Raw genomic sequence first — 12,417 nt, 5'->3', positions numbered from 1 at the left:
CCATGAACTTCCTCGACGGCCACCTCTTTCCCGAAAACCAGCAGCCGCTGATCATCACCGCCGCGCCCTACGCACCGGGCTGGCTTCCTTCCGACTTCCCGGGCGAGATCCCGGTCACGATGGAAGAGCAGATCCAGAAGGCGGTCGATTGCTACAACGCCGGCGCGACGGTGCTGCACCTGCATGTGCGCGAACTGGACGGCAAGGGCAGCAAGCGGCTGTCGAAGTTCAACGAACTGATCGCCGGCGTGCGCAAGGCCGTGCCGGAAATGATCATTCAGGTGGGCGGCTCGATCAGCTTCGCGCCGGAGAGCGAAGGCGCCGCGGCCAAGTGGCTGAGCGACGACACGCGCCACATGCTGGCCGAGCTGGAGCCCACGCCGGACCAGGTGACGGTGACCGTCAACACCTCGCAGATGAACGTCACGGAGCACGCCGAGCTGGCGGACTTCAAGGGCACCTCGCGCGAGATCCCCGCCATCTACGAAGCCTACAAGGAGATGACGGTGCCGGCGCAGCCGGGCTGGGTCGAGGAGCACATCCGTCGCCTCACGAAGGCCGGCATCCAGAGCGCCTTCCAGTGCTACAACATCAACAGCTTCGAGTCGGTCGAACGCTTGATGCGCCGCGGTGTCTACAAAGGTCCGCTGGTGATGAACTGGGTGGCGATCAGCGGCGGCATGGACGCGCCGAACATCTACAACCTGGCCAACTTCGTGCGTGCGGTGCCCGATGGCGCGGTGCTCACCGTGGAGAGCTCGGTGCGCAACGTGCTGCCCGTGAACATGATAGGTATCGCCATGGGCCTGCACGTGCGATGCGGCACCGAAGACGTGCTGTGGAACCAGACGCGCTCGGCCAAGATCGGTACGGTGGCGCAGATCGAACAGCTGGTGGAAATCTCGCGCCAGTTCGGCCGTCCGATTGCCACGGCGCAGCAGGCGCGCGAGATCTCGAAGATCGGCGTTTTCTACGACACAGCGGAAGAGTCGCTGGCGGCCAACGGCTTCGCACCCAATCGCAATGGCGCCAATCAGGGCTTCCTGCGCAAGGCGGCTTGAGAGTGAGCGTGGTGATGACGAGGTCTGTCACGCGCGCCTTTTGGCGCCTGCTCGAAGGCCTTTCGCATGCCCTCCGCTTTGAAGGCCTGGCTCAGAACGCGCGCACCGTCCCCTGAGCCACCGCGCTGGCCGTCTGCTTGCTCCACTGCGAGGCGCTGCAGCCGAAGTGGTGGCGGAACCAGTGGCTGAAGCTGCTTGGCCCCGAGAAGCCCAGCAGCTCGGCCACTTCGCTCAGCGGCAGGTCACTGTCGCGCAGGTGGCGCTTGACGAGGTCGGAGCGCACATGGTCGAGCAGGCTGCTGAAGGTGAAGCCTTCAGCCTCGAGCCGGCGGTGCAGCGTGCGGCGGTCCACGCGCAGGTGCCGCGCCACTTCCTGCGCCGTGCAGCCGCCGCCGGGCATGAGCGCGAGGATGAGTTCACGGCAGGCTTCGCGCGTGCTCTCGCCGCGGTCTTTCAGGGCCGCCTCCAGGTACTCTCGCGCAAAACGCGCCGCGCCCTGGTCGCCTGATTCGCGCGGCTTGCGCAGATCGGCCGCCAGGCACACGAGCCCATTGAAATCCTGGTTGAACTTGACGTGGCGCCCGAAGAAGGCGCGGTGCGCCGACACGTCCGCCGGCGGGCGGTGCGTGAAGCAGACCTGCTGCGGCCGCCACTGCGGATCGATCAGCTCGGTGAGCACGCGGAACATGATGCCCACGGCCAGTTCCATCGACTGGCGCATCGGCAGCCCGGGGCTGGGCAGCAGGTCTTCGCGCAGGATGACCATGTCGCCCGTATCCTCCAGGCGAAAGCTCAATGAGGCGTTCACCAGCTTCAGGTAGCGGCCCAGCGTGTCGAGCGCGTCGCGGGGCGTGGGCTCTTCCCTCAGCACGACGCTGATCGGCCCGAGCGCCGAGAGTTTGCGCTGCGCCGCGAGCCGCAGCGCGAAATCTTCGGTGCGCGTGGCGCGCGCGGTGATCTCGAGCAGCTCGCGCACGGCGTCACCTGGAATCAGCATCTCGGGGTGCTCGAGCAACTGGGCCTTCAGCCCCACGGTGCGCAGGAAGGCATGCGGGTCCCGGCCGAGCGAGCGCACCAGGTCCACGTAGCCGCTGAGGCTCGCGCTACGCATCAGTCGGCCGAGGTGCTTCATGGTGGATTCTTCAGGAGCCCCGTGCCCGCCCGGGGGCTGATCCTGGATTGCTGTGTCTTGATGATGGCCCGATTGTGATCGGCCATGGCGTTCAGTGTCTGGTGCAGATGGAGACTGCGAAACCGGTCTTCGCAAGGACCGTTTCAATGTCCCGCAAAGACAAGTCGCAGTCCCGAATGAGCAAGAAGTTTTCCGGGGTGCGCCAGACACTTTTGGCGCCAGAGCAACTTTCCCACCGGAGACAAACCCCATGAACTTCCTCGACGGCCACCTGTATCCCGAGAACCAGCAGCCCCTGATCATCACGGCCGCGCCCTATGCGCCGGGGTGGATTCCCGCCGACTTTCCGGAAGACATCCCGGTCACGATGGAAGACCAGATCCAGAAGGCGGTCGATTGCTACGAAGCCGGCGCCACCGTGCTGCACCTGCATGTGCGCGAGGCCGACGGCAGGGGCAGCAAGCGGCTGTCGATGTTCAACGAACTGATCGCCGGCGTGCGCAAGGCCGTGCCGGAAATGATCATCCAGGTGGGCGGCTCGATCAGCTTCGCGCCTGAGGACGACGGTGCCGCGGCCAAGTGGCTGAGCGACGACACGCGCCACATGCTGGCCGAACTCACGCCCCGCCCCGACCAGGTGACCGTGACCGTCAACACCACGCAGATGAACGTGACCGAGCACGCCGGCCTGGACGACTTCAGGGGCCTGTCGCGCGGCGACCCGAGGCTCTATTCGACGTACAAGGACATGATCGTGCCCTCTAACCCCAGCTGGGTTGAGGAGCACATCCGCCGCCTCACGTCCGCGGGCATCCAGAGCGAGTTCCAGTGCTACAACATCAACAGCTTCGAGACCATCGAGCGGATGATCCGCCGCGGCGTCTACAAGGGCCCGCTGGTGATGAACTGGGTGGCCATCAGCGGCGGCATGGACCAGGCGAACATCTACAACCTGGCCAACTTCCTGCGCGCCGCACCCGATGGCTCGGTGGTCACGGTGGAAAGCTCGGTGCTCAACGTGCTGCCCGTGAACATGATCGGCATCGCCCTAGGCCTGCACGTGCGCTGCGGCATTGAGGACGTGCTGTGGAACCAGACCCGCACCGGCAAGATGAGCTCGGTCGAACAGATCCGGCAACTGGTGCGCATCTCGACTGAATTCGGTCGCCCCATTGCGACCGCGCAGCAGGCGCGCGAGATCATGAAGATCGGCGTGTTTTACGAAACCATCGAGGAGACGCTGCAGGCCAATGGCTTCGCGCCCAATCGCAACGGTGCCCAGCAGGGCTTCCTGCGCAAGCCGGCCTGACGCATGAGGTACACCGGAGTTGTTGACGTGCCGTTTGGTCGGCCGATGGATTGGGCGCGACTGCCCTTTGCGGATCCCGGCGGCCAGTACCACGGCCCTGACCGTCGGATATACCACGCGGCGAATGTCATGATGGCTGAGCATGCGAGAGGCGCGAAGGCGTGTGCCCCGCGAGGCGCCATCTACCGCCGACGCCAACCGTCGTATCGCCAGCGCAGGAGCCGCCTGCGAAGTCGTGTCAGGACCTGGGTGACGAGGTATTGGCCCTTGACGTCCACAGCCGCACCGGCGACCAACTCGGCCCTCTTCAACGTGCCGGAAACGCCATAGCGCCACAGTATCCGGGGTACACGCGGCAGCCGCACCAGGTAGTAGCCAGGGTAACTCAGCACATCATGTATCACTCTGACGAAGAGCGGCCTGGCGCGCGAGGCGGATGCCCGATCCGTGCGTTCGGCCGCCGATTGTTCGCGCGGGCTGGCTTGGCCCCTGGCCAGACCTGCGATCTGATCGAGGCGTCCACGCATCGCAGGACCCACGGCCGTGGCCGAAAATTTCGCGGCCACGGTCTCTTGGCCGGCCTGCGCGATCTGCGCGCGCCACACAGGGTCCAGCCACACCCGCCGCATTAGGCGGGCGGCGGCGGCGAGCTGAGGTTCTGCCCAGAGTGTGCCGGCCGCATAGGGTCCGTGCGAGACTTCACTGCGAACGAGATCGAAGGGCACCAGGGCGGCGTTGTTGGCATGCGTGAAATCGACGTTGCCACTCCAGCCGGTGGCCACCACAGGCAGGCCGTACGCCATCGCTTCTGCAATCGACAGGCCGAAGCCTTCGGCCCGATGAAGCGAGACGAAACTGTCGGCCGAGGCCAGGAGCCGGAAGCGATCGACGCTCTCGAGCGCCGTGGTCAGGAACGAGACCCGATGTCCGTTGGCCACCGCGCGCAACGACAGCATCAGTTCGGGATGCGCCTCGCCATTGAGCGCCTTGATGATCAATCGCACCGGGTCGGCTGGCCGGAATGCCTCGACGAAGGCCGCAACAACACCCTCCGGGTTCTTGCGGAACGGGATCGAGGCCACGTCGAACTGGAACAGGAACATGAACTCGTCGCGCGAAGCCTCCGGCAGCAGGGTTGCCAGCCATGCGCGGTCCCTCGCAACGGGCGGGGGCATGACCATCGGCGGCATGACGACGACGGGAATCTTCGCCTTCCGCTTGATCGCGTCGGCTATGAATTGCGTACCGGCCCAGATCTCATCCACCAGATCGAACCGATCTGCCCATTCATCGGGGAAATCGGGCGTTTCCCAATACCAGCAACCGACGCGATAGGTGGTGAGGAGGTGCTCCGGCAGTTTCGACAGCACGTCGGGCAGCATGTCCGCATTGCAACCCAGGATGGTGGCTGCAGGCGTGCCCGACGACCAACGCTGGCCCGGGGGTGTGTAGTCGCCCGTCGGCGCCGGCGCATCGGTCGAGATGTCGTGGCAATGAACCGCAACGCCCGCCGCATCGAGCGCCGCAACACTGTTGCGAGCGGCCTCCCCGACGCCCAGATGCGAGCGTAGATAGCCCACATAGTTCGCGCTCATGCGGTGCGCCTTGCCGGGAGCGCCGAGGCGTTCGACCAGATTCCGGTCGAACCCGGCCTCGCGCACGCCCGAGGTCCGCATCCAGGCCATCAGGCCGCGAATGTCATGGCCATCGTCGAAGGTGCTCACCAGATCGCCGCGCATGCGCAGCACGACCCGGAGATACCGTGTCACGTGATCGCCCGGCGCCTGGCATCCCGCCCATTCCAGGAAGTCCGGATTCTCCAACGGGTCGCCCAGATCCAGTCCTTCCGCGAGCGACTGGCGGTACAGCGCGCGGCATGCCCGATCCCAGCCGGTGCCGTCGGCAAAGGTGACCTGCGGAATGCCCAGCGCCCTGAATCTTGAGATGCCGGCGTCGATCAGGGCCTTGGCGTAATCGCCGAACAGGCTGCGCGCATCTCCGGGCAGATCCCACCCGAAGCGGCTCTCGTAGCGTGAGAGTTGCTTCAGGTCGGGGTTGAAGCCGCTGAAGTGAAAGAAGATGAGGTCATGGACATCTCCCGCTCGGCCTTCCACTCGCCAGTGGTCGTCCAGGCGGCGAGGGGTGCGTTCATGAAGATTCCAATAGGCGGCATTGAAGCCCATGTGCCGCAGCACCGTCGCGCCGGGCACCAGCAGCGGTGCGTAGTCCATCCACTTCTGGTCCGTGAAGACGCCAGTCTGCACGTCCTCGAGGCAGAGTGTTCGCAGCTTGTGGTCCCACCATTCCAGCAGGAAGCGTGCGCGATCGGTGTCCCGCAATGCCGCAAAGCCGAGGTTGTAGAGGCCGGCACGCAGAATGACGAGATCGTCCGGCATGCATCCGTCGTCCGGGAGCGGCGACAGAATATGCGGCGTGAGCACGAGTTCAGCATCGTTCGCATCTGCGTTCCAGAACTGATCGACTCTCTGAAACAGCCGGATGTCCGGATCGAGGTAGACGGCGCGCCCGGCCCCTTGGTCGAACAGGTAGCGGAAGCAGGCCGGCTTCACGCTCGTTGCGAACTCGAGGATGCTGTAGTGGCATCGGCGATGGTTCCATTCCCTGCGCTGGAAGGCCGCTTCGGCCGGAACAATGGTTACGCATTCGGGCAACTCGATGTCTGCAGGCGGCTCATCGAGCAGAAAAACGACGAGCGTGGCCCCCGGCTGATGTTGGCGCACCGAGGCTCCGAGTACGCAAGCATGGGCGAGATAGTTGCTTGCGCAGATCGTGAAGATTGCAAGATCGGTGGTGGGCAACGGATATCTGTTGCCGGAATTGCGGGACTGCATGACGACTCCGCGCCGCAAGCGGCAAATTTTTACATAATTTACTGTCAGGCATAATTCTTACAGAAGCTACAAGGTCGCCGATACGGGCGCGAGGCTACAGCAAGAAAGAAGATCGATGAGCGGAATCGCGTCCAAATGGCCAGGGAGCGATGCAGCACAACCACGGCGGTCAAGGTCTTCCCTTTCTGACGGGGTGATCGCGCTGCTGCTGGCGATCGTCTCGTTCGTGGTCTTCAATGCCAACGGTCGCCTGATTTCGGCCGCTGACACGTATGCGGCGCGGTATCTGCCGTTCTCTATCCTGCGAAATCACAGCGTATTGCTGGATCCGATCGTCAGCCCCGTCGCGCTGGGGCGAACCCCGCCGGTAGCCGGGGGCGAGGACGGCACGGCGTTTTGGATCATGAGGGGGCGTGACCAGCACCTCGTTTCCAAGTATCCGCTCGTGGTCCCGCTGATCGTCGCGCCGCTCTACTTGCCGGCTGTGCGCTATCTCGATTCCATCGCCTGGGATACGCACATTTTCGAAAAGATGGCCCGAATCATGGAAAAGCTCTGTGCCTCCTTGATCGCGGCGACATCGGTGGCCTTGCTCTATCTGCTGCTGCGCAGGCGCAGCAGCCCCCGCACCGCCATCCTTCTCAGTCTCGTTTTTGCCTTCGGCACCACCGCATGGGTGATCAGCAGCCAAGCGTTGTGGATGCATGGCGTCGCACAGCTTCTCATCATCGCGACGATGTGGCTGATCACAGGGCCGAGTACGCCGATTCGTGTGGCAGTAGCCGGATTCCTCTGTGCGTTGATTGCCGCGAACCGGCCACCCGACGCCATACTCGCCGCGGCGCTTGGCCTTTACGGACTTTGGTGGGCGGGGAAGCGGTGGGCCTGGCTCGTCCTTTCCGGCGCTGTCCCGGTCATCTTCACGCTGGTCTACAACCTGGAGTTGGTCGGCCATGTGGCCGGCGCGTATGCGCTGAGTGTTCATCCCAGCGATTTCAATGACAGCTTCACCGAGGGAGTCGCCGGCCTGCTGGTCAGCCCGACGCGGGGGTTGTTCATCTTCTCGCCGTTTCTGCTGTTCGTGCCGTGCCTGCTCCTCTACGCGCTTCGGGAGCGAAGCGCGCGCGGCCTCACGTTGGCGCTGTGCGCAGCCATGGTCGTGCAAATCGGCGGCTATGCGATGGTCGATTGGCGGCAGGGCATTGCGTGGGGACCACGATGGCTTACGGACATGGTGCCGCTGCTCGTATGGATGCTCCCCCCCATCGTGGCCGCCTTGTCGCGGGGCGGCCGCGTGCTGTTCGGCGCAGCATGCGTCTTGGCAATCGGTATCCAGGCCGTCGGCGCCTTCTGGTACACCGGGGCCATCGACACGGCGGTATTGACGGCAAAGGCCGAAGACAGGATGCGGCCCATGTGGGACTTCCGCAACGCGGCGTTCATCGCCGAGTTGAACCACCCGCCCGCGCACGCCGATCTCTTCAGGGATCTGCGCGGCAACGTAGATCTGATCGATACGATCGAGGTGGTCGTCCACGACGCTGCAATGGGCGATCGGATCGAACGGCAACTCGACGTCGCCGGATGGGCGCTCGTGGACTCGAATTCGCCCCAGGACATTGCGGTGCTGATCGACGGACGGGAGGTGGCGGGAACAAGTCGCTTCTTCGAGCGTCCCGATGTGGTCCGGACGCTGGGCGAGAAGCACCCTGCCGGATGGCGGCTGAGCGCACCCCTCGGCCAGTTGCGGCCCGGCAGGCACGTGCTGGCGGTTCTCGTTCGCGCGCATCCTGGTGGCGAGGCGCGGCTCCTGCGTGAACGCTCCTTCGATCTGGCGGCAGAAAGCGCCGCCGATCCGGTGGACCGTTTCCTCGAGTACGCATCCCGCCTTGCGGTTGAGCGCATCGCCCAAGGGCAACAGGCGCCAGGCTATTGGCTCACGTCGTTCACCAGCGATACCCGCTTCGAGAAGCCGCAGCCCGAGCTCAATACCTATCTCAACGCGATCATGCTCGACATCGCAGGTCCGATCGCGGCCCCAGCGCAAATGCAGGACATGCTCGCCAAGGCGCGCAGCTACCTTGCCAGCCAGATCGAGCCCAATGGCCTCGTGCGTTATCACGGAAGGTCCGATGCACCGACCATCGGCGTGCTTGGATGCGCCATCACGCCTGACTCGGATGACACGGCCCTGGTGTGGCGCGTGGCGCCGGGCGAAAGCCAGGCGAAGCTGGCGATCGCGCTGCGAACCATCCGGCAGTTCCGAACGGGCGACGGGCTGTATCGCACCTGGCTCGCCCAACGCGCCGACTACCAATGCCTGGACCCAGGCGCGGACCCGAATCCAGCGGACATCGGCATCCAGATGCATATCTACATGCTGCTCGCCAGGCAGGATCCAACTGCAGCGCGCTCGCTGTGCGAAGCGCTGATGCGACGCTCGGCCGACAGTGGCCTCTGGGTCTACTACGCAGGAGCGCCGCCGATGATGATCCTGAGGCTTGCGGATCTGCATCGCGCCGGCTGCCCGCTCCTCTTGCCGGCATCACGCCTGCAGCCTGCTGTTCCCAGCCAGGAGGTGTGGGCTCGGGCGGCCTCGCTTTTGGCGCAGTTGGAGAGCGCACCGCGAAGTACGGCGGTGAACGCCGAGGCCATCCGGCTCTTGCGGGAACTCGCCTCCAATGGCTTCTCGGCACTGGCCGGCAATCCGCCCCTGCTCTATCACAACGACATGAGCGGCACCGTGCGGCGCTACTACTGGTCGCCGGATGTGGGTTACGCGCTTTGGTTGAGGCTCTACTACGGAACCAAGGGAATGGGACTGCAGGCCGAACCTGCCCGTACCCCGGAAGGCGCCGGCCAATGACACAGCCCGAGGCCAAGACCGTCCCCGCGCAAGCACGCGCCGCATCGCTGTGGCGCCTCCTGTCCTGCATCCGCATCGACGAGGTCTGCGTGCTGCAGGGGGCACCGATGATTGGTGCGTGCTTCGCGATGGCCGACTTCAGTGCCAGCACCTTCTTCACGATTGCAGCCCTGGTCGCCGGTAACCTTCTGCTTGTCGCGCATGTCTTCGTGCTCAACGACTGGTCAGGTGTGCATGGCGACCTCGAGGATCCGCACCGCGCCACCAGGACCTACCTGGCCAAAGGCGAGAACTCCGCCAGGATGGGTGGTCTGGCATTGACCCTGCTGGCGCTCAGCCTGCTGGTCTTTGGCTTGGTCAGTCGGGTGTCGTTCGCCATTGCGTTGATCATCGCGGCGTTCAGCGCCATCTATTCCTTTCCGGGCATTCACGGCAAAGGGGTGCCGTTGCTGAACTCGCTGCTTCATTTTTTCGGCGGTGCGCTCCACTTTCTGCTCGGTTATGCAGCCCTGTCGTCGATCTCGCCGCACAGCGTGGCCGTCGGCTGCTACTTCGGGCTCGTGTTCGCTGCCGGACATCTGACCCACGAGACGCGCGACTACGATGGCGACCTGCGCAATGGCATCCGAACGAACGCCGTCGCGTTCGGCCAGAAGAGGACATTTCTTGCCGGCCTGTTCTTGTTCAGCTCAGCCTACATGTTGCTGACCGTGCTCGCGCTGCTCGGGCTTGTCCCTCGCGAACTGTCGCTGGCCATCGTGCTGTACGCCATTCATCTGCACGCGTCCTGGCGGGCCCTGCGAGACGGCCTCACCTACGCGGGCGTCCGCCGGCTCCAGACCGTCTACAGGAACATCCATGTGGTCCTGGGCTTGGCGATGCTGGCTGCCGTTCCCCCGTGGTAGCGGCATCGGCAGGCTCCCGCAAACCATCAGAAATCAATCAGGTACCGAACCCTCATGCTGTCCATCGTGATTCCCGTCCTCAACGAGGTCCATACGCTGCCTGGTGTTCTCATCGCCGTCTCAAGGGCTCTTCCCGAGGTGGACAAGGAGATCCTTCTTGTGGATGACGGATCGGTCGATGGAACGCGGGAATGGATCAAGACCAATTTTCCGGATGGGCAGTGTTCGGCCTCGCACCTCGGAGCTGGCGAGCCGACAACTGCCCGGATCACGGTTCGTGCGCTCTATCACGAGCGTACCCTCGGCAAGGGCGCCGGCCTGAGAACCGGCTTGGCTGCCGCGACCGGAAATGTCATCGTCATCCAGGATGCGGACCTCGAATACGACCCCGCAGACTGGGCGCCCATGTATGACCTGATCGTCAATCAAAAGACCGCCCATGTGGTCTATGGGTCGCGCTTCAAAGGCAGGCGTCTGGGGCGCGCGAGGTTCATTTCCTTTTCCCAAGTCGCAGCAAACTGGTTGATCTCGACGCTGTTTGCCGCTCTCTTTTGGAAAAGGTTCTCCGACATCGAGGTCTGCTACAAGATGTTCACCAAAGAGGTGAATGACACCCTGAACATCACCTGTGCCGATTTTGGATGTGAGATTCAAATAAGCGCGCAAATTGTCCGGTCCGGCCGATGGAAGATCCGTGAAATTCCCATCAGCTATCGGGGCCGCACTGCCGAACAGGGGAAGAAGATCAACTGGCGCGACGGACTCAAGGCGCTCTGGTATCTCTTGTGGTTTCGTGTCTGCAGTTATCCGGTCGGCGCCAATGCAGCGACCCAGTCTTCTGCCTCGAAGGGCATCGTCGAAGACTAGAGCTTCGATCACTTCGCCGCTCCTATCCCATGAAAGTCTCCGTCCTCGGTACCGGCTATGTAGGCCTCGTCACAGGCAGTTGCCTTGCCGAGATCGGCCACGAAGTCGTTTGCGTCGACGTCGACGAACGCAAGGTAGAACTGCTCCGCTCAGGCAGCGTGCCGATCCACGAAGAGGGGCTGCCGCAGCTGATCGAGCGCAATGTTCTCACCGGCCGGCTGGACTTCACGACCGACGTCGCGCGCGCCGTGCACCATGGCGATCTGATCTTCATTGCGGCAGGTACGCCGCCCAGCGAGGACGGCAGCGCAGACCTCCAATACGTGCTTGCCGCGGGCCGCAGCGTCGGGCGCCACATGGAGGGTTTCAAGGTGGTGGTGGAGAAGTCCACCGTGCCGGTGGGCACTGCCGGCAAGCTGCGCACGGTCATAGCAGAAGAGCTCGCGCAACGGCGCGCGAGCGGAGGTCATGCGCCCGACAGCGGGTTTCAGGGCGCTGCCGTCGCGATTGTCTCGAACCCCGAGTTCCTGAAACAGGGCGCGGCCATCGCTGACTTCATGCGGCCTGACCGAATCGTGCTCGGCAGCGAGTCCGGTGAAGCCGGACAACGGGCGCGCGAGATGATGACCCGCCTGTACGCGCCCTTCAACCGCCAGCGCGACCGGATGATCCACATGGACGTGGAGGCGGCCGAGTTCACCAAATATGCCGCCAACGCGATGCTCGCCACGCGCATCAGCTTCATGAATGAGCTGGCGAACCTCGCGGAGAAGATGGGCGTAGACATCGAGCAGGTACGGCGTGGCGTGGGCTCGGATCCGCGCATAGGCTACAGCTTTCTCTATGCAGGTCTCGGCTACGGCGGCAGTTGCTTCCCGAAGGACGTACAGGCGCTGGTACATACGGCCGCCAGCCACGGCCAGCGCCTGCAGGTGCTGGAAGCCGTGCGTGCGGTGAACGATGCGCAGAAACTGGTACTGGTCGAGAAGATCGTGCAGCGCTTCGGCGAAGACCTGCGCGGGCGCCGCTTCAGCATCTGGGGTTTGGCTTTCAAGCCTGGCACCGACGACATGCGCGAAGCGCCGAGCCGCATTGTCATCAAGGCGCTGCTGATGCGCGGGGCAGATGTGGTGGCGCACGATCCGGTGGCTATTGCCGAGGCCCGCAAGGTGCTTGAGGGCGACCTGGACGGCAGGCAGGATCTGCTCGCCCGGCTGCGCTATGTCGACAACGCGATGAAAGCCGCAGAAGACGCTGATGCGCTCGTGATCCTCACTGACTGGAAAGCGTTCAAGAGTCCGAACTTCAGCGCACTGAAGACGGTTCTCAGGCAGCCACTGATTTTTGACGGCCGCAACCTCTATGACCCTGACATCCGCTCGCAGGGATTCGACTACCAGGCCATCGGCCGCTGAAGAAGAAACC

The 12,417-nt window shown here is 64.0% G+C and carries 8 protein-coding genes; 6 read left to right on the top strand and 2 right to left on the bottom strand.

Annotated features, from left to right (window positions below; genetic code table 11):
• Window positions 1–2: 2 nt before the first annotated feature.
• Window positions 3–1,061 carry a beta-keto acid cleavage family enzyme gene (locus ACEN9N_RS17045; protein WP_413315704.1) on the top strand — a complete coding sequence of 353 codons (1,059 nt, stop codon included), beginning with the start codon at window positions 3–5 and terminating at the stop codon, window positions 1,059–1,061.
• A gap of 91 nt (window positions 1,062–1,152) precedes the next feature.
• Here ACEN9N_RS17045 and ACEN9N_RS17040 read toward each other — a convergent pair whose 3' ends face one another.
• On the bottom strand, window positions 1,153–2,193 hold the full coding sequence (locus tag ACEN9N_RS17040) for an AraC family transcriptional regulator (RefSeq protein WP_413315703.1): 1,041 nt from the start codon (window positions 2,191–2,193) through the stop codon (window positions 1,153–1,155).
• A 250-nt stretch (window positions 2,194–2,443) separates the two neighbouring features.
• Between ACEN9N_RS17040 and ACEN9N_RS17035 the strand changes: the two genes are divergently transcribed.
• Window positions 2,444–3,502, top strand: coding sequence for a beta-keto acid cleavage family enzyme (locus tag ACEN9N_RS17035; protein ID WP_478179329.1), 1,059 nt, complete (start codon window positions 2,444–2,446; stop codon window positions 3,500–3,502).
• 182 nt (window positions 3,503–3,684) lie between these two features.
• Here ACEN9N_RS17035 and ACEN9N_RS17030 read toward each other — a convergent pair whose 3' ends face one another.
• Window positions 3,685–6,354 carry a glycosyltransferase family 4 protein gene (locus tag ACEN9N_RS17030; protein WP_495654088.1) on the bottom strand — a complete coding sequence of 890 codons (2,670 nt, stop codon included), beginning with the start codon at window positions 6,352–6,354 and terminating at the stop codon, window positions 3,685–3,687.
• Between the two features lie 193 nt (window positions 6,355–6,547).
• Here ACEN9N_RS17030 and ACEN9N_RS17025 point away from each other — a divergent pair, with 193 nt between their 5' ends.
• Genes ACEN9N_RS17025 through ACEN9N_RS17010 form a run of 4 tightly spaced genes read left to right on the top strand, consistent with a single transcriptional unit; the run spans window position 6,548 to window position 12,407 of the window.
• Window positions 6,548–9,220: a hypothetical protein gene (locus tag ACEN9N_RS17025; RefSeq protein ID WP_495654087.1), complete on the top strand. Its 2,673-nt coding sequence runs from the start codon at window positions 6,548–6,550 to the stop codon at window positions 9,218–9,220.
• Complete coding sequence (locus ACEN9N_RS17020) at window positions 9,217–10,125, top strand: UbiA family prenyltransferase (protein WP_495654086.1); 909 nt, start codon at window positions 9,217–9,219, stop codon at window positions 10,123–10,125. The genes ACEN9N_RS17025 and ACEN9N_RS17020 overlap by 4 nt, the downstream gene beginning before the upstream one ends.
• A gap of 54 nt (window positions 10,126–10,179) precedes the next feature.
• Window positions 10,180–10,992, top strand: coding sequence for a glycosyltransferase family 2 protein (locus ACEN9N_RS17015; RefSeq protein WP_495654085.1), 813 nt, complete (start codon window positions 10,180–10,182; stop codon window positions 10,990–10,992).
• A gap of 29 nt (window positions 10,993–11,021) precedes the next feature.
• Window positions 11,022–12,407: a UDP-glucose dehydrogenase family protein gene (locus tag ACEN9N_RS17010; protein ID WP_495654084.1), complete on the top strand. Its 1,386-nt coding sequence runs from the start codon at window positions 11,022–11,024 to the stop codon at window positions 12,405–12,407.
• The last annotated feature ends 10 nt before the right edge of the window (window positions 12,408–12,417 follow it).

The organism is Variovorax sp. Varisp46, assembly GCF_059491885.1.
The sequence above is the reverse complement of the archived record's forward strand: the minus strand, read 5'-3'. Positions and strand labels throughout refer to the sequence as shown.